At 68.8% G+C, this 19,614-nt stretch carries 22 protein-coding genes; 18 read left to right on the top strand and 4 right to left on the bottom strand.

Annotation, left to right across the window (positions count from 1 at the left end; translation table 11 throughout):
* Positions 1-84 precede the first annotated feature (84 nt).
* From GGR16_RS00810 to GGR16_RS00855, 10 genes are all read left to right on the top strand, one after another.
* Positions 85-747 (top strand): peroxiredoxin, encoded by a 663-nt coding sequence (locus GGR16_RS00810; protein ID WP_183315433.1) that lies wholly within the window; start codon positions 85-87, stop codon positions 745-747.
* Between the two features lie 161 nt (positions 748-908).
* Positions 909-1,472 carry an isochorismatase family protein gene (locus tag GGR16_RS00815; protein ID WP_183315434.1) on the top strand — a complete coding sequence of 188 codons (564 nt, stop codon included), beginning with the start codon at positions 909-911 and terminating at the stop codon, positions 1,470-1,472.
* Positions 1,469-2,470 (top strand): GlxA family transcriptional regulator, encoded by a 1,002-nt coding sequence (locus GGR16_RS00820; RefSeq protein WP_019403983.1) that lies wholly within the window; start codon positions 1,469-1,471, stop codon positions 2,468-2,470. The genes GGR16_RS00815 and GGR16_RS00820 overlap by 4 nt, the downstream gene beginning before the upstream one ends.
* Before the next feature lie 258 nt (positions 2,471-2,728).
* Positions 2,729-3,562 carry an ABC transporter ATP-binding protein gene (locus GGR16_RS00825; protein ID WP_183315435.1) on the top strand — a complete coding sequence of 278 codons (834 nt, stop codon included), beginning with the start codon at positions 2,729-2,731 and terminating at the stop codon, positions 3,560-3,562.
* Positions 3,559-4,440, top strand: a complete 882-nt coding sequence (locus tag GGR16_RS00830; RefSeq protein ID WP_183315436.1) for a branched-chain amino acid ABC transporter permease — start codon at positions 3,559-3,561, stop codon at positions 4,438-4,440. The genes GGR16_RS00825 and GGR16_RS00830 overlap by 4 nt, the downstream gene beginning before the upstream one ends.
* A gap of 2 nt (positions 4,441-4,442) precedes the next feature.
* Positions 4,443-5,483 carry a branched-chain amino acid ABC transporter permease gene (locus tag GGR16_RS00835; RefSeq protein ID WP_183315437.1) on the top strand — a complete coding sequence of 347 codons (1,041 nt, stop codon included), beginning with the start codon at positions 4,443-4,445 and terminating at the stop codon, positions 5,481-5,483.
* Positions 5,484-5,543: 60 nt separating this feature from the next.
* On the top strand, positions 5,544-6,728 hold the full coding sequence (locus GGR16_RS00840; RefSeq protein ID WP_183315438.1) for an ABC transporter substrate-binding protein: 1,185 nt from the start codon (positions 5,544-5,546) through the stop codon (positions 6,726-6,728).
* A gap of 22 nt (positions 6,729-6,750) precedes the next feature.
* The gene (locus GGR16_RS00845) at positions 6,751-7,560 is read left to right on the top strand and encodes an ABC transporter ATP-binding protein (protein ID WP_183315439.1); all 810 of its coding nucleotides are present in this window, start codon (positions 6,751-6,753) and stop codon (positions 7,558-7,560) included.
* Positions 7,561-7,574: 14 nt separating this feature from the next.
* Positions 7,575-9,401 (top strand): AMP-dependent synthetase/ligase, encoded by a 1,827-nt coding sequence (locus tag GGR16_RS00850; protein WP_183315440.1) that lies wholly within the window; start codon positions 7,575-7,577, stop codon positions 9,399-9,401.
* Positions 9,402-9,411: 10 nt separating this feature from the next.
* Positions 9,412-10,062, top strand: coding sequence for a TetR/AcrR family transcriptional regulator (locus tag GGR16_RS00855; protein WP_183315441.1), 651 nt, complete (start codon positions 9,412-9,414; stop codon positions 10,060-10,062).
* A 149-nt stretch (positions 10,063-10,211) separates the two neighbouring features.
* Here GGR16_RS00855 and GGR16_RS00860 read toward each other — a convergent pair whose 3' ends face one another.
* The gene (locus tag GGR16_RS00860; protein ID WP_183315442.1) at positions 10,212-10,778 is read right to left on the bottom strand and encodes an anthrone oxygenase family protein; all 567 of its coding nucleotides are present in this window, start codon (positions 10,776-10,778) and stop codon (positions 10,212-10,214) included.
* A gap of 94 nt (positions 10,779-10,872) precedes the next feature.
* Here GGR16_RS00860 and GGR16_RS00865 point away from each other — a divergent pair, with 94 nt between their 5' ends.
* Positions 10,873-11,472, top strand: coding sequence for a TetR/AcrR family transcriptional regulator (locus tag GGR16_RS00865; protein WP_183315443.1), 600 nt, complete (start codon positions 10,873-10,875; stop codon positions 11,470-11,472).
* A gap of 162 nt (positions 11,473-11,634) precedes the next feature.
* On the opposite strand, the gene GGR16_RS00870 is transcribed toward GGR16_RS00865, so the two are convergent.
* A complete protein-coding gene (locus GGR16_RS00870; RefSeq protein ID WP_183315444.1) occupies positions 11,635-12,513 on the bottom strand; it encodes an alpha/beta fold hydrolase in 879 nt (292 codons plus the stop codon).
* 115 nt (positions 12,514-12,628) lie between these two features.
* Between GGR16_RS00870 and GGR16_RS00875 the strand changes: the two genes are divergently transcribed.
* The 5 genes from GGR16_RS00875 (at position 12,629) to GGR16_RS00895 (ending at position 15,740) form a co-directional block, all read left to right on the top strand.
* Positions 12,629-13,552: a LysR family transcriptional regulator gene (locus GGR16_RS00875; protein WP_183315445.1), complete on the top strand. Its 924-nt coding sequence runs from the start codon at positions 12,629-12,631 to the stop codon at positions 13,550-13,552.
* Between the two features lie 92 nt (positions 13,553-13,644).
* On the top strand, positions 13,645-13,929 hold the full coding sequence (locus GGR16_RS00880) for a helix-turn-helix domain-containing protein (protein ID WP_055459332.1): 285 nt from the start codon (positions 13,645-13,647) through the stop codon (positions 13,927-13,929).
* 89 nt (positions 13,930-14,018) lie between these two features.
* Complete coding sequence (locus GGR16_RS00885; protein ID WP_183315446.1) at positions 14,019-14,498, top strand: hypothetical protein; 480 nt, start codon at positions 14,019-14,021, stop codon at positions 14,496-14,498.
* Between the two features lie 331 nt (positions 14,499-14,829).
* Positions 14,830-15,192, top strand: a complete 363-nt coding sequence (gene copM / locus GGR16_RS00890) for a CopM family metallochaperone (protein ID WP_183316287.1) — start codon at positions 14,830-14,832, stop codon at positions 15,190-15,192.
* Positions 15,193-15,251: 59 nt separating this feature from the next.
* Positions 15,252-15,740 carry a DUF411 domain-containing protein gene (locus GGR16_RS00895; RefSeq protein ID WP_040405319.1) on the top strand — a complete coding sequence of 163 codons (489 nt, stop codon included), beginning with the start codon at positions 15,252-15,254 and terminating at the stop codon, positions 15,738-15,740.
* Between the two features lie 9 nt (positions 15,741-15,749).
* Here GGR16_RS00895 and GGR16_RS00900 read toward each other — a convergent pair whose 3' ends face one another.
* Both GGR16_RS00900 and GGR16_RS00905 read right to left on the bottom strand, forming a co-directional pair.
* Positions 15,750-16,646: an omptin family outer membrane protease gene (locus GGR16_RS00900; protein ID WP_183315447.1), complete on the bottom strand. Its 897-nt coding sequence runs from the start codon at positions 16,644-16,646 to the stop codon at positions 15,750-15,752.
* 196 nt (positions 16,647-16,842) lie between these two features.
* Positions 16,843-17,268: an Lrp/AsnC family transcriptional regulator gene (locus GGR16_RS00905; RefSeq protein ID WP_019404000.1), complete on the bottom strand. Its 426-nt coding sequence runs from the start codon at positions 17,266-17,268 to the stop codon at positions 16,843-16,845.
* A 134-nt stretch (positions 17,269-17,402) separates the two neighbouring features.
* Between GGR16_RS00905 and rocF the strand changes: the two genes are divergently transcribed.
* Together rocF and rocD are read left to right on the top strand one after the other, a co-directional pair.
* Positions 17,403-18,401: an arginase gene (gene rocF / locus GGR16_RS00910; protein ID WP_245303201.1), complete on the top strand. Its 999-nt coding sequence runs from the start codon at positions 17,403-17,405 to the stop codon at positions 18,399-18,401.
* Positions 18,398-19,609 carry an ornithine--oxo-acid transaminase gene (gene rocD, locus GGR16_RS00915; protein WP_019401760.1) on the top strand — a complete coding sequence of 404 codons (1,212 nt, stop codon included), beginning with the start codon at positions 18,398-18,400 and terminating at the stop codon, positions 19,607-19,609. Before rocF ends, rocD begins: the two co-directional genes overlap by 4 nt.
* The last annotated feature ends 5 nt before the right edge of the window (positions 19,610-19,614 follow it).

The raw sequence follows: 19,614 nt of genomic DNA on the forward strand, positions 1-19,614 counted from the left end.
CAACGCCTCGGCTTCATGGTGGGGGTGGCGGGGTGTATATTGCCTCGCGTGGCAGGGGGGCTTGTTGATGGGGAGGGATGCTCCATGACACGCATGATCGGTGACGTCGCGCCGGATTTCGAGGCCGAGACCACTGAAGGCCGTATCCGCTTTCACGACTGGATCGGCGATTCCTGGTGCGTGCTGTTTTCCCATCCGAAGGACTTCACGCCCGTCTGCACGACCGAGCTCGGCTACATGGCGCGGGTCAAGCCCGAGTTCGACCGGCGCAACGTCAAGATCATCGGGTTGAGCGTCGATCCGGTCGACAGCCACGCCCGCTGGGCGAACGACATTCGTGACACGCAAGGGCATGCCCCGAACTTCCCGATGATCGGCGATCCGGATCTGTCGATCTCCAAGCTCTATGGCATGTTGCCGGCGAGCGCCGGGAGCACCTCCGAGGACCGCACGCCCGCGGACAACCAGACGGTGCGCAACGTCTTCGTCATCGGGCCGGACAAGAAGATCAAGCTCATCCTCGTCTATCCGATGACCACCGGCCGCAACTTCGACGAGGTGCTGCGCGTCATCGACTCGCTCCAGCTCACCGCCAAGCACCGGGTGGCCACGCCGGTGAACTGGAAGGCGGGCGACGACGTCATCATCGCCGGCTCGGTGCCCGACGAGGAGGCGAGGACGATCTATCCCGACGGCTGGACCGCCCCGCGGCCCTACATCCGCATCGTGCCCCAGCCCCGCATGTGACGGGCCCGTCGCGACGCCCGGCATCGCCGTCCGGGCGCCGGCCTCCCGCCGCGGGCCACGAAGTCCATGGCGCGAATTGTCCCTCTTTCGTCCGGGCCGACCATTTCGCTTCGCCGGATGGGCGCTATTGTCGCGTCGTGGTCAGCTCAGGAGACAGCGAAATGGCTCGCGATACGGCACTTCTCGTCGTGGACGCCCAGGAATCCTTTCGGCACCGGTCCTATTTCCGCGAGGAGGGCCTGCCGGCCTACATCGCGCGCCAGCAGGCGCTGATCGATGGCGCGAAAGCGGCTGGCATGTCCATCGTCCAGATCTTCCACGTGGACGGGACGGGGGCCTTCTCGGAAGACTCGGGCTTCATCAGGGCCCTCGCGCCGCTCCAGGTCGCGCCGGATATCGTCTTCCGCAAGCGCCGCCACAGCGCGCTCGTCGGCACCGGCCTCGACGTATGGCTGACCGAGAACGGCATCCGCCGGGTGATCGTCTCCGGCATCCGTACCGAGCAGTGCTGCGAGACGACGGCGCGCCATGCCTCCGACCTCGGCTATGCGGTCGATTATGTCGGCGAGGCCACGCTGACCTTCCCGATGACCGATGCGGCGGGCCGTGAGTGGAGCGCGGCGGAGATCCGCGCCCGCACGGAGCTGGTGCTGGCGGGGCGTTTCGCCCGCATCGCCACCGTCGAGGAGGCGCTCGCCGGCCGGACGGACAAGGCGGCGGCATGAGCCTCACCGGGCAGCCGCGCATCGTCCCCGTCATCGTGGTGGTGCCGCCACGGACGCTGCTGCTCGACATCGCCGGGCCGATGGAGGTGCTGCGGCGGGCGAATATCGATCAGGCCGCCGTGCGCTTCGTGGTCAGCTATGTCGGCCCGGCGCCGTGCGTCACGAGTTCGGTGGGGCTCGATGTGGCGAATGTCGCGCCGCTGCCCGACGGCCTTCCCGACGATGCCCTCGTCGTCATCTCCGGATCGGCCGACGAGCCCCTTGGCGCCCCGGCCGGTTCGCGTGCCGATGACGCTCCGCTCGAGGCCGAGATCGTCTCCTGGCTGCAGCGCGTGATCCGCCCGGGCATCCGCCTCGTCTCGATCTGCTCCGGCGCGCTGCTCGCCGCCCGCGCGGGGCTGCTCGACGGCCATGAGTGCACCACGCACCATGCGACACTCGGCGAGCTGATGCGCCTTGCCCCAAGGGCGCGGGTCAGGGAGAACCGGCTCTATGTCGAGGATGGCGAGCGGCTGACCAGCGCCGGCGTCACGGCCGGCATCGACCTCATGCTGGCGCTGGTCGCCCGCGAGGCCGGCCATGCGGCGGCGCTCGCCGTGGCGCGCGATCTCGTCGTCTACCTGCGCCGTGCCGGCGGCGATCCGCAGCTGTCGCCCTGGCTGGAGGGGCGCAACCATCTCCATCCGGCGATCCACCGCGCGCAGGATGCGGTGGGCGCCGATCCCGCCCGGGACTGGTCGGTCGAGGCGCTGGCGGAGGTCGCCGCCACCAGTCCGCGCAACCTGTCGCGGCTGTTCAACGACCACGCCGGCATGAGCGTGACCGACTATGTGAACCGGATGCGCATCGCCCTCGCGCGAGAACTGGTGATCGGCTCGCGGCTCGACATGGAGAGCGTTGCCGAGCGCTCAGGATTCTCCTCGACGCGCCAGTTCCGCAGGGTCTGGAACCGGCTGCACGAAACCTCACCGGCCCGCCTGCGCGCTTCATTCCGCTAGCTGCATCGGCGCAGCGATGGCAATCCTCGGCTGGGCATCCGCGCACGCGGCGGGGCCGTTGACGCTACTCGTGAGTAGCCTCATGATCCTTCGGTAACGTAGCTACCGGCGGCGCATAACGATCGCGGGAGCCACGGCGGGAGGAGATCCGATGGAGCAGGCCGAGAGGCCGGTCCTGCGGGCGACGGCGTGCACCGCCGCTGTCGTCGCGCCAAGCCGGCCGTGCTTCCCCGACGCGATCGGCGGACGGACGCCGCGATGCGAGGGCTGCCCGTGACGCTGGCGGCGCGCGACGTGATCCTCGGTGTCGAGGGCGTGTCGCTCGCCTTCGGTGGCGTGCGGGCACTGACCGACGTTTCCTTTTCGGTGCGGCGCGGGTCGATCACCGCGGTCATCGGGCCGAACGGCGCCGGCAAGACCTCGCTCTTCAACACCATCTCGGGCTTCTACCGCCCCCGCTCCGGCAACGTCGTCTTCGACGGCAGGAGCCTCGCCGGCACGGCGCCGCCGGAGCGCGCGCGCCTCGGCCTCGCGCGCACCTTCCAGAACATCGCGCTCTTCCGCGGCATGACGGTGCTCGACAACATCAAGCTCGGCCGCCACGCCCACATGCGCACCGGCCTTCTCGACGCGCTCGTCTACCGTGGCCGTGCGCGGCGCGAGGAGCTGGAACTGCGGGCGGAGATCGAGGAGCGCATCATCGATTTCCTCGAGATCCAGCACATCCGCAACGCGCCGGTGGCGACGCTGCCCTACGGCCTGCGCAAGCGGGTGGAGCTTGCCCGTGCCCTCGCCATGCGCCCGCGCCTGCTCATGCTCGACGAGCCCGTCGCCGGCATGAACCGCGAGGAGACGGAGGACATGGCCCGCTTCATCCTCGACGTGAAGGAGGAATGGGACGTCACCATCCTCATGGTCGAGCACGACATGGGCATGGTCATGGACATCTCCGACCACGTCGTCGTGCTCAATTTCGGCCAGGTGATCGCCGAGGGCAGCCCGGCCGCGGTCCAGGTGGATCCGGCGGTCGTCGCGGCCTATCTCGGCGCCGGCGACCTCGGCCGCCGCCTCAGCGGACCGGAGGCGGCATGACGGACTGGCTCTTCCTCACCGAGGTGTTCCTGGCCGGGCTCGGCTCCGGCGCGCTCTACGCCGTGACCGGCGTCGCCTTCGTGCTGATCTACAAGGCGACGCGCGTGGTCAATCTCGCCATCGGCGAGATCCTGATGCTCGGCGGCTACGCCTTCTTCGGCGCCGCCGCCGGCTGGCACCTGCCCGCCTGGGTCGCGCTGCCGGTCGCCATCCTCGCCGGGGCGCTGGTCGGCGCCGTCGTCGAGCGCGGGCTGATCCGGCCGATGCTGGGCGAAAGCCCCATCTCCGTCTTCATGGTGACGATCGGCCTCGGCTCCATCCTCGCCGGCTTCGTGCAGATCGTCTGGGGCGCCGATCCCTTGCGCCTGCCGGAATTCCTGCCGAGCGCGCCGATCTTCATCGGCGAGGCCTATGTCGCGCCCAAGGTCGCCTACGGCTTCCTCGCCGCGATGGTCGTCGTCACGGCTTTCGTGCTGGGGCTGCGCTTCTCGCGCGGCGGCGTGGCGCTCAAGGCGACGGCGGCGGACCAGGCGGCGGCCTATTCCGTCGGCATCGACGTGCCGCGGGTCTTCTCGCTGAGCTGGATCGTCGCCTGCGGCGTCGCCGCCGGCGCGGGCGTCCTCGTCGGGGCCATCGGCGGCATCTCGCCGACCATGGGTGTCTTCGGCCTCTCGGTGCTCGTCGTCGTCATCGTCGGCGGGCTCGATTCCATGGCGGGCGCGCTCGTCGGCGGGCTCTTCATCGGCGTGGTGGAGGCCTTCGCCGGCACCTTCCTCGGGGGCGAGTACCGGTTCCTCGTCACCTTCAGCATCCTGATCCTCATCCTGATGGTCCGGCCCTACGGCCTCTTCGGCACGCACGAGATCGAGAGGCTCTGACGATGCGCATCGGCACGCTGAAGACGGATTATGCGGCGGACGAGGCGCTGTTCGACACGCGCCTGCAGAAGCTCCTCATCCTCCTCGCCTGCGCCGCCGCCGTCCTCTTCCCCTTCGTCGCCAGCCCCTACTGGCTGTTCCTCGCCTGCCTCTGCGCCATCAATGTCGCGAGCGCGACGGGGCTCAACATCCTCACGGGCTATACGGGCCTCGTCAGCCTCGGCCAGGCGGCCTTCATGAGCGTCGGCGCCTATACGGTCGCCGTGCTCGAGATCCATGCCGGCACGCCCTTCCTCCTCAATCTGCTCGTCGGCGGGCTCCTGACGGCGCTCGTCGGCATCGGCGTCGGCATCCCGAGCCTCAGGGTGAAGGGCCTCTATCTCGCCATCGCCACCATCGCCGCCTCGGTCGTCCTCCACTTCGTCTTCGCGCATTGGCCGCTTACGGGCGGCATGCAGGGGCTGTCGATGCCGCCGGCCCGCCTCTTCGGCCTGGCGCTCGACCAGCCGTTCCAGCTCTACTGGCTGATCCTGCCGGTGACGGCGCTCATGGTGCTCGGCGCCGCCAATCTCTTCCGCACGCGCGTCGGCCGGGCCTTCATCGCCATCCGCGACCGTGACATCTCGGCCGAGGTGCTCGGCATCCCGCTGCTGCGCTACAAGCTGATGAGCTTCGCCGTCTCGTCCTTCTACGCCGGGCTCGCGGGCGGGCTGTGGGCCTATTTCTTCCGAGTCGTGACGCCGGAGAGCTTCCCGCTCGTCAATTCGATCTTCTACCTCGCCGCCATCATCGTCGGCGGCATGGGCACCATCCTCGGCGGCATCCTCGGCGCCGTCTTCATGACCATGGTGCCGGAGCTGCTGAAGTTCGTCGCCGGCCTGGTCACGCCCTTCTATCCGGATGCGCTCGCGCTGCTCGCGCCGGTGCGCACCATCGTCTTCGGCGCGCTCATCGTCGGCTTCCTGATCTTCGAGCCGCACGGGCTTGCGGAAATCTGGCGCCGCATCCGCCGCTTTTTCCACCTCTGGCCCTTCAGAACCTGAGGAGCCGGCAATCTCGCGTGGAGCCGCCGGCAAGAGCGGCCAAGGATAGGGAGGCAGAAGATGAGGGATTGGACGAGAAGACATGTGCTTTCGGCGGGCGCCGCGATGGGAGCAGGGCTCGCTCTCGGCATCCGGCCGCTCGCCGCGCAGGGCGCGGACGAGATCGTGCTCGGCGGCTCGATCCCGCTGACCGGCGTCTTCGCCTTCGCGGGCATCGGCATCCATGCCGGCATCCAGGACTACCTGAAGATCGTCAACGACGCCGGCGGCGTCGAGGGCCGCAAGGTGAAGTACGTCGCCGAGGACACGGGCTACAAGGTCGATGCCTCGGTCGCGGCCTTCAACAAGATCACGAGCCAGGAGAAGGTGTCGCTCTATTACGGCGACTCGACCGGTTTCTCGAAGACGATCAACCCGGAGCTGGAGCGCCGCGGCTCCATCCTCATGGCCGGCGCCTCCTTCGCGAGCGAGCTCAACGACCCCAAGAAATATCCGCTGCAGTTCATGGCGGGGCCCGACTATTCGGAGATGTTCGGCATCCTCCTGCGCTACATCGCCAACGAGAAGGCCGGCGCCAAGCTCGCCTTCGTCTATTCCGACACGGAGTTCGGCCGCGATCCGATCGGGCCGAGCGAGGCGCTCGCCAAGACGCTCGGCCTCGAGGTGGTGGAGAAGATCGTGACGCCGCCGGGCAGCGTCGACGTCTCGACCGAGGTGCTGAAGCTGCGCCGTGCGCGGCCGGATTTCACCATCTTCCACGGCTACGTGCTGGCGCCCATCCCGGAGTTCATCACCCAGGCCAAGCAGATGGGCCTCGCCAGCCGGTTCATGGGCACCTTCTGGAGCATGGACAATTCCACCGTCGAGCGCATGGGCGAGGCGGCCGACGGCTTCATGGGCGTCATGCCCTATCGCTACTACTACGATACCGAGGGTGAGAGCCCGATGCTGGAAAAGATCCGGCAGATGCGGCCCGAATACCAGTCGACGGCCTATCTGCAGGGCTTCGTCACCGCGCTCCTGATGTGCGAGGCGGCGAAGCGCACGCTCGCCGCCGGCAAGGAGCTGACCGGCGCCAATCTCAAGGCCGGGCTCAACAGCATCAAGGATTTCGACACCGGCGGCCTCTTCGGCGTGCCGATCTCGATCCCCGGCAATTCCGTGCCGGTCGGGCGCATCTATGCCTTCGACGGCAAGGCGAAGCAGATGAAGCCGGCATCCGACTGGATCCGCCTCGAGGCGTGACGGCAGCACGGAGACGGGACCCATGGCCGCGCCGCACCTGCTCGAGGTCGACAACATCGAGGTCGTCTACAACCGCACGATCCAGGTGCTGCGCGGCCTGTCTCTCGTCGTGCCGAAGGGGCGCATCGTCGCCCTGCTCGGCTCGAACGGGGCGGGCAAGTCGACGCTCTTGAAGGCCGTCTCCAACCTGCTCGCCATCGAGGACGGGGCGGTGACGAGCGGCGCCATCCGCTTTGCCGGGGAGGACATCGCCGCGCTCGCGCCGCACAGGCTGGTGCGGCGCGGGCTCTTCCACGTCATGGAGGGGCGCCGCATCTTCGAGGACCTCACCGTCGAGGAGAACCTGACCGCCGCGACCTTCGCCCTCACCGGGCGCGGGGCATCGACGCCGTCCTTCGAGCGCGTCTACAGCTATTTCCCGCGCCTCCACGAGCGGCGGAAGGGGCTCGCCGGCTACCTGTCCGGCGGCGAGCAGCAGATGCTCGCCATCGGCCGGGCCCTCGTCGCCGAGCCGTCGCTGATCCTGCTCGACGAGCCCTCGCTCGGCCTCGCGCCCAAGATGGTGGAGGAGATCTTCACGATCATCGCGCGTATCAATGCGGAGGAGGGGGTCTCCATGCTGCTCGTCGAGCAGAACGCCACGGTTGCGCTCGCCGTGGCGCACCAGGGCTACATCATGGAGACGGGCAAGCTCGTGATCGAGGGATCGGTCGACAAGCTCATCCACGACCAGGATGTGCGCGAGTTCTATCTCGGCCTCGGCGGCGGAGGCGACGCCCGGAGCTACCGCGACGTCAAGCATTACAAGCGCCGCAAGCGCTGGCTGTCCTGAGAAAGGTTGCCGAGATGCAGGCCGCTTCCGAACTGCCGCCGCTGACCTTGCCGCAGATGCTGCGCGAGAACGCGCGGGTGATGCCGGACCGCCTGGCCCTCAGGCAGAAGGACTTCGGCATCTGGCAGCCCATCACCTGGGCCGGCTACTACAGCCGCGCCGCCCATGTCGGGCTCGGCCTCAGGGCGCTCGGCCTCGATGCGGGCGGCCATGTCGGCATCCTGTCCGAGAACCGCGCCGAATGGGTGCTGGCGCAGCTCGGGGCCGGGCTCGTCGGCGCGGTCACCATCGGCGTCTATCCGACGAGCCCGGCGAACGAGGTCGCCTATGTCCTCGGCCATGCCGGCGTCGAGATCGTCGTCTGCGAGGACCAGGAGCAGACCGACAAGGTGCTGGAGTGCCTGGACGAACTGCCCCAACTGCGGCGCATCGTCGTCATCGAGCCCAAGGGCCTGCGCCACTATCCGCAGGACCGCGTCACCACCTTCGCCGAGCTCGAGCGGCTGGGCGCAGAACGCGAGCGCACGGAGCCGGGCGCGATCGACGCCTGCCTCGCCCGCCAGCAGCTCGGCGACACCGCCCTCATCGTCTACACCTCGGGCTCCACCGGCAAGCCCAAGGGGGCGATGCTCAGCTACCGCAACATGCACGCCGAGGCGGCCGGCACCATCGAGCGCCTCGGCTTCGACGCGGCGACGACCAACCTGTCCTACCTGCCGCTGTGCCATGTCGCCGAGCAGATGCTGAGCACCATGGCGCCGATCTATGCCGGCTCCTGCGTCTCTTTCGGCGAGTCGATCAGGACGGTGCAGGAGGATTTGCGCGAGGTGGCGCCGAGCCTCTTCCTCGGCGTCCCGCGCATCTGGGAGAAGCTGCACTCCGCCATCCACATCAAGCTGGCCGAGGCCGGCGGCTGGCGCAAGCGCCTGTTCGAGGCCGGCATGCGCGCCTGCGAGCCCTTCGCCGAGAAGCCGAAGGAAAAAAGGAGCTGGCGCGAGCGGGCCGTCTTCGCGCTCTATTACGCGCTCATCTTCCGGGCGCTGCAGAACTTCATCGGCCTGCGCGAGGTGAAGGTGGCGCTGACCGGCGCCGCGCCCATCCCGCAGCGCATCGTCCGCTTCTTCCGCACGCTGGGCGTGCCGCTCGTCGAGGTCTACGGCCTCACCGAGACCTCCGGCATGGTCACCGGGCAGCGGCTCGGCCATCTCGTGCCGGGCGCCGTCGGCGAGCCCGTCGCCGGTGCCGAGGTCCGGCTCGGCGAGGCAGGGGAGCTGCTGGTCCGGGGCGACCTCGTCTTCGAGGGCTATTACCGCAACGAGGAGGCGACGCGCGCCGTGCTGCGCGACGGCTGGCTGCATACGGGGGACGTGGCCGCCTTCGTCGACGGGCAGGTGCGCATCGTCGACCGCCTCAAGGACATCATGATCACGGCGGGCGGCAAGAACCTGAGCCCGTCGGAGATCGAGAACACGGTCAAGACGAGCGCCTATATCAAGGAATGCATCGTGGTCGCCGACGGGCGCCGCTACGTCACCGCGCTCATCCAGATCGACGGCGAGACGGTGGCGCAATGGGCCGAGAGCCAGCGCATCGGCTTCAGCAATTTCCGCAGCCTCGCCGAGCACCCGCGCGTGCGCGAACTCGTCACCCTGGAGGTCGAGCGCGCCAATGCCGAGCTCGCCCCGGTGGCGCAGATCAAGCGCTTCCACCTCCTCACCAAGGAGCTCGACCACGACGACGACGAGGTGACGGCGACGATGAAGGTCCGCCGCGCCAATATCGCGAGGAAATACGCCGCCGAGATCGAGGCGCTCTATGCGCCCGCGGCGCGCGTAGCATGAGAGGGCGGCCATGACGAGCACAGGGCTGTCCCCCTGGAAGACGCGGAAGGAGCGTGAGCGCGACCGCGAGATGAAGCGCGAGGCGGTGCTGCGCGCGGCCGCGCGCGCCTTCAACGAGCAGGGCTTCCACAAGACCTCGCTCGACGATGTCGCCGAGCGGCTGAACGTCTCGAAGCCGACGATCTATTATTACGTCAGGAGCAAGGACGAGATCCTCTTCGAATGTGTGCGCATCGGCCTCGAGCGACTCGACGCGGCGTCCCGCACAGTGCTGCCGGGCGGTACCGGCCTCGCGCGGCTGATCGCGCTGTGGACCGAATATGCGCGCATCGTCACGGAGGATTTCGGGCGCTGCCTGATCCTCGTCGGCGAGGACCCGCTGCCGGTCGAGACGCGGCGGCAGCTGCGCGCCCTCAAGAGCAAGATCGACCATCGCTTCCGCAGCGTCGTCGAGGATGGCATCGCGGATGGCTCCATCCGCGCCTGCGATCCCAAGCTCATCGCCTTCGCCGGCGCCGGCGCGCTCAGCTGGATCGCCCGCTGGTACAACCCCGCCGGCCCCCTCGACGTCGATACGGTCGCCCGGCAGCTCATCGACGTCCTCGTCCACGGCATCGTGGGCCCGTCGGCGGAGACCGAAGCGCCGCTTGCCGTGCCGTGAGGCCAGACGCCGGGGCGGCCTCGCACCATCTCCGGAGCGGATCCTGATTCATGACGGAAACGGTGCGCCGTACTCACGAGATCCGGGAAACCCTCGGATGCGGAGTGGCTTCCGCCTGCTCTGCCTGTTGCCTCATTTGCCCACCTGGCTCACAGGCCCGGCGGGACATTTCGTCTCTGCCGCTTGCCGTTGCCGCCGGCCGGAAGGGCCGATGTCGGCCGAGGGAGCCGCAAACGGGTCGCGCCGATCCCGGCGAGGGCAAGGGCAATGCCGGCTGCGACCGTTCGCAGCTGGTTCCAGAACTGCCAGCGTTCCGAGTAGCTGATCCAGACAACCTGCGCGCTCTCCCGGCTGGCCGGTACAGGCGTCCCCGCGAGCGCCTCGTTCATGGGCACGTTGACGACCATTGTCGGGGCAAGGCCGAAAACCAGGTAGATGCCGGCTGCGGCAAGGAACCAGAAGGCGGCGGCGCCTTCGCCGCCAAGGCGCGCTGCGGCCGCCGCGGCCAGCAGGACGACCGGCGTCAGGAAGAAGGCCGGAAAGAAGACAGCATTGCGCAGGGAGGCGTTCATCGCCTGCATCGCCTCGATCGCGATGCGGGGATCCGCCCGGTCGAGCCCCCACATGGTGGAGCAGACCCATGCGTAGAAGAAGCCGAAGATCGCGCCGCAGAAGACGATGGACGCAACCGACAGTGCCCGAACCAGTCGGTGCATTGCAGCCTCCGTCAAATCCGTATTGACATGTACGCCTTCCCGTTTTCCGTACAGATGTGTACGCTCTGCGTCAAGGCAATGTTGGAAGGGTTCGATGCGCGAGGAGATGAGGTCCGGACGGCGCCGGCAGATTGAGGAGGCCGCGTACAGGCTCCTCGAGGACCGGGGCTATGGCGGCACCTCGATGCTCGCCGTCGCGAAGGAGGCAAGGGCTTCGAACGAGACGCTCTACCGCTGGTACGGCGACAAGCGCGGCCTCTTCAAGACGATGGTGGCGAGCAACGCCGCAGCGACGACTGCCGCCCTCAAGGCGGCGATCGGTTGCGGCGCAGATCCGCTGGCGACACTTGACGAGGTTGCCCCGCTCCTCCTGTCGATGCTGCTGGGCGAGCGAGCCATCTCGCTCAATCGGGCTGCGGCCTCCGACCCGAGCGGCGAGCTGGGCGCGACCATCGCCGCCGCTGGTCGGGACAGTGTGCTGCCGTTGGTCGAGGCGCTGATCCGGCAAGGCCTGGAGACTGGCGTTCTGGCTGCACCCTCCGCCCGTGTCGCAGCCGAATGGTTTCTGAGCCTGCTGGTGGGGGATCAGCAGATCCGGCGGGTCATCCGCGCGATGGCTGCCCTGCCGGAAGCCGAGATCCGCGCCAGGGCAGCTGCTGCAATGACAGCATTCAGGAAGCTCTGCGCAGGCTGAGAGGGCGCAACCAGGTGACGCCGGCCGACCGTCTCCTGGCCGGGACGATTTTCGTTATTACGATCGAAAATCGTCCTGGAGCGTTCCGATGACCCCAGTCCAGTGCCGGGCGGCGCATTCGCATGGCCGCCCGCCGGCTTCGGCGCTGGCTGTCGAGACTGTTCAGTCCCGCGGCACGCTGCGCTCCAGGAACCGCCGGATGAAGGTGGCGATCTCCTCGGCGTGGGTTTCGAGCGCGAAATGCCCGGTGTCGAGCAGATGCACCTCGGCATTCGGATTGTCGCGCTTGTAGGCCTCGGCCCCCGGCGGCAGGAAGAAGGGATCCCAGCGTCCCCACACCGCCAGGAACGGCGGCTTGCGCGCGGCGAAATAGGCCTGAAACTGGGGGTACATGGCGACATTGTTGGCGTAGTCGCCGAACAGGTCGAGCTGGATCTCGTCGTTCCCCGGGCGGCTGATCTGTGCGTAATCGAGCCAGTAGGCCTCCGGCGCGACCTGGCTGGCATCGGGCACCCCGTGCACATACTGCCACTTGACGCCGTCGAGCGTCAGCATGGGGCGGAGCGCATCCCGGTTGTCCTGGCTCGGGTCCTGCCAGTAGCGGCGCACCGGCGCCCAGTCCTCGCCGAGGCCCTCCTCATAGGCGTTGCCATTCTGCGAGATGATGGCGGTGATGCGCTCGGGGCGGGCGAGCGCCAGGCGAAACCCCACCGGAGCACCGTAGTCGAAGACGTAGATCGCATAGCGGGTGAGGCCGATGGCATCGGTGAAGCGCTCGACGACCTGCGCCAGGTTGTCGAAGGTATAGGCGAACTCGCCGCGCGGCGGCGCCGACGTGTAGCCGAAGCCGGGCAGGTCCGGCGCGACGATGTGATAGCGGTCGGCGAGCAGCGGGATCAGCTGGCGGAACATGTGCGACGAGGTCGGGAAGCCGTGCAGCAGCAGGAGCGTCGGGTTCCGCCGGTCGCCCGCCTCTCGGTAGAAGACCGTCACCGGCCCCACATGGGCCGTGCGCAGGGCGATGGGAGGGGCGCTGGTCATCGTTTTTCTCCGGTATCTGCCGGGCCAAATGCCCGTTGCCGCCACCTTCCATCATTGCGGCTTTCGTCGGAATGCACGACAATAGGCGGTCACTCTTCCGCGCCTCGGAATGGCCATGGATCGCATCGACGCGATGAGGGTGTTCGTCGCCGCCCTCGACGAAGGCAGCCTTGCCGGCGCCGGGCGGCGGCTCGGCCGTTCACCGGCCGCCGTGAGCCGTGCGATCAGCTTTCTCGAAGGCCATGTCGGCGTTCCTCTCCTCCACCGCACCACCCGCTCCATCCGGCTCAGCGAGGCGGGCGAGCGCTATGCCGCCGCCTGCCGGCGCGTGCTCACGGACCTCGAGGAGGCCGACATGCTGGCCGCGGGCGAGCGCTCGGCGCCGCGCGGCACCCTGGCCGTCACGGCGCCCGTGATGAGCGGGGAGGAGGTGCTGCGCCCCGTCCTCGACGGCTTTCTCGACGCCTTCCCGGAGGTCTCGGCGCGACTCGATCTGCTCGACCGTCCGGTCAACCTCATCGACGAGGGGATCGACGTCGCGCTGCGCATCGCGCACCTGCCCGATTCCTCCATGGTGGCCGTGCACATTGGCGAAGTGCGCCGCGTGGTCGCCGCCGCCCCGCGCTATCTTGCGGCCCACCCGCCGATCAGGACCCCGGCCGATCTCACCGGGCATCGGATCGTGACGGTGCCGCTCGGCGGGATCGACTCCTGGAGCTTTCCGCCGGCCGGCCGGTCCGGCCTTCCCCGTGCCGTTTCCTTCGCGCCGCGCCTGGTGGTGAACAGTGTCCGCGCCGCGGTCGCCTCGGCCGCCGAGGGGCGGGGCATCGTGCGGCTCTTCTCCTATCATGTGGCCGAGCAGGTGCGGGCCGGGGAGCTCGCGATCATTCTCGAGGCCGACGAGCCGCCACCGCTTCCCGTCCACCTCATCACCCCCGAGCGCCGCCTTTCGGTGCCGAAGGTGCGCGCCTTCGTCGATTTCGCGATCCCGCGCCTGCGGGCCGCCTTCGCGCGCTTGAAGGCGGACGTCGCGTCCTGAGAGGGCCTTCGACAATCGGGCGCGGGGCGGAACCGATGGCCCAAGACGACGGTTTTCGTTATCATGATCGGAAATCGTCACGGAGGGCTCCGATGACCCCAGCCCAGTGCCGCGCGGCACGTGCCATGGTGGATCTGTCCCAGGAGGATCTGGCGAAGGCCGCTGCCGTCGGCCTGTCCACGGTGCGCAACTTCGAGACCGGCCGCACCCTGCCCATCGTCAACAATCTCGCCGCCATCCGGCGGGTGCTGGAGGAGGCGGGCATCGTCTTCCTCGACGACGGCGCGGCAACCGTCGGCGGGCCCGGCGTTCGCCTCAGGGCGCGCCGCAACGAGTTCATTCCGCCGGACGAACTGACCTCGGAGACGGACAGCTGAGCGCCGGCGTCGAGAGGTGCGAGCGGCGCATCGCTCCCTGCGGCGCGGAAGCGCGATGACCGGGCGAGGCGCTGTGCTAAGATGATCCCATGTTGAAGCTGCTGCGCGGCGCCCGCTCCCTTGCGCTCCTCGCCTCCATGGCCGTCCTTCTCGGCGGCCTCGCGGGGGGAGGTCGCATGGCCGAGGCGAGGGCCGGTGACGCAAGGCCCGAGCAAGTCACGCCCAAGGCGACGATATCAGCGCATGCGGGTCACCGGGCGCATGCCGGCCATTCCGTCGGCGCCGTCCGGCCGGCTGAGCACGACGTCGGGCGCGAGCACGCGATGGCGATCGAGGCAGCGGCGAACGAGGCTTCGGTGGACGAGGGCTGCTGCCCCGGCCATCCGCCGGCCGCGGCCGGGCGCGACTGCCTCGCCGTCTGCCTCATGTCGGCTTGTTCGGCCTCCGTGCTGCCGTCGGTCGGCACGCCCGCGTTCTCATCCCGCCCCGGCGGCCTGTGGCCCTGGATGGCTGCGGCCCTCCCGGAGGGCATATCGCCGGAGACGGCAACGCCTCCTCCTCGCGCCTGAAGGCGGCCGCGGGCGATGCCCTGCGGCACCAGGCATATCGATCCGATCGAGGAGAAGAATGATGAAGATTTCCATGATTGCGCTCGCGCTCGCCGTGGGCATGGCCGCACCTGCCTTTGCCCAGCAGCCCCCGGATGCCGGGCACGGCGCCCACCACGGCGCACCTGCCGAGAGCGGACAGGCCACGGCGCCCCAAGTCCAGATGCCCCAAGCCCAGGCGCCCCAAGCCCAGGCGCCCCAAGCCCAGGCGCCCCAGGCCCAGGCGCCCGCGGCGATGCCGGGCATGGGCATGATGGGCGCCGGCCAGGGCGGCTGCCCCATGATGCAAGGCATGATGCAGGCCATGATGGGCCGCGGCGGCATGGGCCACGGCATGGGTTCTGGCATGGGCCAGGGCATGGGCTCCGGCATGGCGGGAACGCCCAGGGGCGACCAGAGCGTCGCCTCCCTCGCGTTCAATGCCGTCAACGAGCGGATGCACCGCGACATGGCCGTGACCTTCACCGGCGATGCGGATGCCGATTTCGTGCGCGCCATGATCCCGCACCACCAGGGTGCCGTGGACATGGCCAAGGTGGTCCTCGCCTTCGGCAAGGACCCCAAGATCCGCGAGCTGGCCGAGAGCGTCGTCCAGGCGCAGGAGAGCGAGATCGCCATGATGAGGGCTTGGCTCGAGGCCAACGAGAAGAAGTGACGGCAAGGGCGGGGCGGCCGTGCCGCCGCCCCGCTCTCCCGTCGGAAGGGATATCCGACATGACATCGAGAACGATTGACAGGCGCGGCCTTCTTGCGGGCCTCGCAGCTCTTGCTGTCGTCGCCCGTCTCCCGGCCGCCGCGGCGGAGGCGTTGCCGCCCGTCACGGTCAGCCGCGATCCGGCATGCGGCTGCTGCGAGGCCTGGGTGGAGCACATGCGCGCAGCCGGCTTTCGTGTGACGGTCGTCGAGACGACCGCGATCAACCGCGTCAAGGCGCGCCTCGGCGTGCCCCAGGACCTCGCCTCCTGCCATACGGCGGAGGTTGCCGGCTATGTGCTCGAAGGCCATGTGCCGGCGGATGCCGTCGTCCGCCTCCTTGCCGAGCGGCCGGTCGGCACCGGCCTTGCGGTGCCGGGCATGCCGGTCGGCTCGCCGGGCATGGAGGTGGAGGGCGTCGCGCCCGATACCTACGAGGTCCTGCTGTTCGGCCCGGCCGGCCAGCGCGCCTTCGCCCGCTACGAGGGTGGCCGCCTGCTCAAGGGCTGAGGCGCGGCGTCAGAACGAGGCCTTGAGGCCCACCGTCAGGGTGAGGGCGGAGAGATCCCCGCTCTGCGAGGCTGCGACCGTGCCGCAGCAGGCCCCCTTGATGGTCGCCTTGTCCTTCTTGGCCTCGTAGTACTGGTACTGGGCCTTGCCGGTCAGGGCCAAGGCATCGGTGAGGCGGACTTCGCCGCCGATGGTCGCGCCGACCATCCAGGTCTGATAGTCCGCCTCCGAGATATAGTTGCTGTAGTAGATGAAGTTCTGGTCGGCTGCGATGCTGTTCATCCTGGCCCTGTCGCTGGCGAAGACGATCGGACTGCCGATGACCTCCGCCATGACGCGGTAGCTGCCGCCGTCGTAGCTGGCGCCGATGCCGATGTACGGCGTATGCCACCACTGGTCGTAGGACGACGACAGCGGCAGGTCGGACAGGTCGCCGAGCACCTCGTTGGACAGGGCATGGCTGCCGCGGTCCTTCAGTCCGACCCGCAGGTAGCGGTAGCCGGCAAGCCCCGAGAGGGTGAAGCTCGTGTCCTGATAGATGTTGACGCCGATGGACGCATCGATCTGATACATCGTCGGCAGCTTGGCCTTGTCGTTGCGCCAGTTCACCCGCGTCCGGCAGCCGAGGTCGCAGATGATGGCATCCGTGAAGGAATCGGAGGAATTGCCGGACCACGCCACGGTCCAGCCGGAGAGGCGCAGGTCGAGCCAGTCCCAACGGTAGGTCAGGGTCGCGCCGACGATGCCGGCATCGTCGATCTTCCACCTGGTATGGGCGAATTGCTCCCCGCAGCAGTTGTAGGCGGCCTGCTCGATGGTGCCCGTCAGGTAACCAGTGAATACCTCAAGGGAAAAATTCGAGCTGAGCGGCGCCTGTGGGCGTGGCTTTTCCGTAATCCACGGCAAATCGGCTGCGAGTGCGGCGCCTGGAAGAAGTATTGCTGCCGCGACACTTGAGAGAAATAGTTTTCTTGAACGTGATGTCAGCACTGAAGCCTCCCGCTGCGCCAAGTCTTGTGCAGGCTAGGAGGATTGGCTGAGTCGGTACAATCAGAAGTTGTCTGTTGATATGTTGTGCATATTTAAGGCTGCGGATGGGCAGCTAAAGCTCCGTCAGCAGGATATTCGTTTCCGTATGGGTGACGCCCCGGATGGAGCGGATCTCCGTCAGCACGCGGTCGAGTGTGGCGAGGTCGCCGGCGTTGATCTCCACCACCACGTCCCAGCGTCCGTTGGTGGAATAGATGCGCGCCACCTCCGGGATGCGGCGGATGGCGGCGATGACCGGCCGGTTGTCGGTGGCGCGCGCCTCCAGCATCGTCAGGGCCCGGACGGGCACCGTCTCGACGTCGCTGCGCAGCCGCGCGGTGAAGCCGACGAGCACCCCCCGGCTCATCAGGCGGTCGATCCGGTTCTGCACCGTCGCGCGCGAGACGCCGAGGATGCGCGCCAGGGTCGCCGCCGGCATGCGCCCGTCCTTGCGCAGGAGGTCGATCAGGCGGCGGTCGGTGTCGTCGAGGTCGGCCATCTGGCGAAATGCTCTCTTGTCCTGGCGATATGCTTGCTTGGTGGCATATCGTAACACATTGCTGCCTTTTCGTTAGAGGTCGTGGTCCCCATTCTCTCGCGACGCATCAGCTTCTGGCGAAGGGGACGAGACGGGTGAAGGACATTGCAGGGCCGCGTGACATCGGCCTTCTCGGTATTCCGCTCGAGGCCGGCGGTGCCGTCGCCGGCACGCTGATGGGGCCGGCCGCCCTGCGCACGGCCGGGCTCGCGGCGCGGCTGACGGGGCTCGGCCATCGCGTGCACGACCACGGCGATGTGACGCCGGCCGCGGTCGCCGACCGTGACCTGCCGGCGGAACTCGCCGCGCGCTGCCGCAGCGCCGGCACCGTCGCGGGCTTCGTCCGCGCCGCCCACGAGCGGGCGCTCTCGATCCTCGAGGCGGGGCGGATGCCGGTCTTCATGGGCGGCGACCACAGCATCTCCATGGGCACGGTGAGCGCCGTCGCGCGCCACTGCGCCGCGACGGGGCGTGACCTCGTGCTGCTCTGGCTCGATGCGCATGCCGATTTCAACACGCCGGCGACCAGCCCGTCCGGCAACATCCACGGCATGCCGGTGGCCATGCTGTGCGGCGACGAGAGCCTGCGGCCGCTCCTCGGCGAGCATCGCTTCCCGCCGCTCGCGCCGGAGAACGTGCATCTCTTCGGCCTGCGCTCGATCGACCAGGAGGAGCGGCGGGCGATCGCGCTCAACGGCCTCGACGGCATCGACATGCGCCTCGTCGACGAGTTCGGCGTCTCGGTGCTGCTGCGCCGCATCCTCGCCGATCTCGATCCGGCGCGGACGCACCTGCACGTCAGCCTCGACGTCGACTTCCTCGATCCCGAGGTGGCGCCGGGGGCCGGCACCCCCGTGCCCGGCGGCGCGACCTATCGCGAGGCCCATCTCGTCATGGAGATGCTGCACGACAGCGGCCTCGTCGGCTCGCTCGACATCGTCGAGCTCAACCCCTTCCTCGACGAGCGCGGCCGCAGCGCCGTGGTGCTCGCCGAGCTGACGGCGAGCCTCTTCGGCCGCTCGGTGCTCGATCGTCCCGCCGGCCAGCGCGGCATCGCCCGCGCCGCCGCGACCTTTGCGGAGACCACCTCATGACCATGCTCTCGGCCGATTTCATCGCCCTCGAACAGGCACTCGGCGCCCACAATTACAAGCCGCTCGACGTGGTGCTCGCGCGCGGCGAGGGCGTCTGGGTGTGGGACGTGGAGGGGCGGCGCTATCTCGACTGCCTGTCGGCCTATTCCGCCGTCAACCAGGGGCATTGCCACCCCAGGATCCTCGCCGCCATGGTCGAGCAGGCGAAGAAGCTGACGCTCACCTCCCGCGCCTTCCGCAACGAGCAGCTGGCGCTGTTCTACGAGGAGGTCGCGACGCTCACCGGCTCGCACAAGGTGCTGCCCATGAACAGCGGCGCCGAGGCGGTGGAGAGCGCCATCAAGGCCGTGCGCAAGTGGGGCTACGAGGTCAAGGGCGTGCCGGAGGGCCAGGCCGAGATCATCGTCTGCGCCAACAACTTCCACGGCCGCACCATCACCATCGTCGGCTTCTCGACGGACCCCGACGCGCGCGGCGGCTTCGGCCCCTTCGCGCCGGGCTTCCGCGTCGTGCCCTTCGGCGATGCGGCCGCCTTCGAGGCGGCGATCACGCCCAACACCGTCGGCTTCCTCGTCGAGCCCATCCAGGGCGAGGCCGGCGTCGTCATCCCGCCGGCCGGCTATTTCAAGCGCGTGCGCGAGCTGTGCACCGCGCACAACGTCACCCTCATCCTCGACGAGATCCAGACCGGCCTCGGCCGCACGGGCAAGCTGCTGGCCGAGGAGCATGAGGGCATCGAGGCGGACGTCACCCTCATCGGCAAGGCCCTGTCGGGCGGCTTCTATCCGGTCTCGGCCGTGCTCTCCAATTCCGAGGTGCTCGGGGTGCTGAAGCCCGGTCAGCACGGCTCGACCTTCGGCGGCAATCCGCTCGCCTGCGCCGTCGCGCGCGCTGCGCTCAAGGTGCTGACGGAAGAGGGCATGATCGAGAACTCGGCTGTGCAGGGCGCCTATTTCCAGCAGGCGCTCGCCGGCCTGCGCAGCAACATCGTGCGCGAAGTGCGCGGGCGCGGCCTCATGATCGCCGTCGAGCTCCATCCGGAAGCCGGCGGCGCCCGCCGCTACTGCGAGGCCCTGCAGGCACGCGGCGTCCTCGCCAAGGACACGCACGGCGACACCATCCGCCTCGCCCCGCCGCTCGTCATCGGTCGCGAGGAGATCGACTGGGCGATGGAGCAGATAGAGCCGGTGCTCACCGGCGCGGTGTGAGGGGA

This window comes from Chelatococcus caeni (assembly GCF_014196925.1).
In the GTDB taxonomy this organism is placed as follows: domain Bacteria; phylum Pseudomonadota; class Alphaproteobacteria; order Rhizobiales; family Beijerinckiaceae; genus Chelatococcus_A; species Chelatococcus_A caeni.

Coding starts and splice junctions, on each gene's coding strand:
- GGR16_RS00840 (WP_183315438.1), top strand. CDS start 5,544: ATGAGGGATTGGACGAGAAGACATGTGCTTTCGGCGGGCGCCGCGATG.
- GGR16_RS00845 (WP_183315439.1), top strand. CDS start 6,751: ATGGCCGCGCCGCACCTGCTCGAGGTCGACAACATCGAGGTCGTCTAC.
- GGR16_RS00905 (WP_019404000.1), bottom strand. CDS start 17,268: ATGGCCGACCTCGACGACACCGACCGCCGCCTGATCGACCTCCTGCGC.
- GGR16_RS00830 (WP_183315436.1), top strand. CDS start 3,559: ATGACGGACTGGCTCTTCCTCACCGAGGTGTTCCTGGCCGGGCTCGGC.
- GGR16_RS00850 (WP_183315440.1), top strand. CDS start 7,575: ATGCAGGCCGCTTCCGAACTGCCGCCGCTGACCTTGCCGCAGATGCTG.
- GGR16_RS00815 (WP_183315434.1), top strand. CDS start 909: ATGGCTCGCGATACGGCACTTCTCGTCGTGGACGCCCAGGAATCCTTT.
- GGR16_RS00820 (WP_019403983.1), top strand. CDS start 1,469: ATGAGCCTCACCGGGCAGCCGCGCATCGTCCCCGTCATCGTGGTGGTG.
- GGR16_RS00895 (WP_040405319.1), top strand. CDS start 15,252: ATGACATCGAGAACGATTGACAGGCGCGGCCTTCTTGCGGGCCTCGCA.
- GGR16_RS00860 (WP_183315442.1), bottom strand. CDS start 10,778: ATGCACCGACTGGTTCGGGCACTGTCGGTTGCGTCCATCGTCTTCTGC.
- GGR16_RS00885 (WP_183315446.1), top strand. CDS start 14,019: ATGTTGAAGCTGCTGCGCGGCGCCCGCTCCCTTGCGCTCCTCGCCTCC.
- rocD (WP_019401760.1), top strand. CDS start 18,398: ATGACCATGCTCTCGGCCGATTTCATCGCCCTCGAACAGGCACTCGGC.
- GGR16_RS00870 (WP_183315444.1), bottom strand. CDS start 12,513: ATGACCAGCGCCCCTCCCATCGCCCTGCGCACGGCCCATGTGGGGCCG.
- GGR16_RS00855 (WP_183315441.1), top strand. CDS start 9,412: ATGACGAGCACAGGGCTGTCCCCCTGGAAGACGCGGAAGGAGCGTGAG.
- GGR16_RS00865 (WP_183315443.1), top strand. CDS start 10,873: ATGCGCGAGGAGATGAGGTCCGGACGGCGCCGGCAGATTGAGGAGGCC.
- GGR16_RS00825 (WP_183315435.1), top strand. CDS start 2,729: ATGCGAGGGCTGCCCGTGACGCTGGCGGCGCGCGACGTGATCCTCGGT.
- GGR16_RS00810 (WP_183315433.1), top strand. CDS start 85: ATGACACGCATGATCGGTGACGTCGCGCCGGATTTCGAGGCCGAGACC.
- GGR16_RS00835 (WP_183315437.1), top strand. CDS start 4,443: ATGCGCATCGGCACGCTGAAGACGGATTATGCGGCGGACGAGGCGCTG.
- GGR16_RS00880 (WP_055459332.1), top strand. CDS start 13,645: ATGACCCCAGCCCAGTGCCGCGCGGCACGTGCCATGGTGGATCTGTCC.
- GGR16_RS00875 (WP_183315445.1), top strand. CDS start 12,629: ATGGATCGCATCGACGCGATGAGGGTGTTCGTCGCCGCCCTCGACGAA.
- copM (WP_183316287.1), top strand. CDS start 14,830: ATGATGCAGGCCATGATGGGCCGCGGCGGCATGGGCCACGGCATGGGT.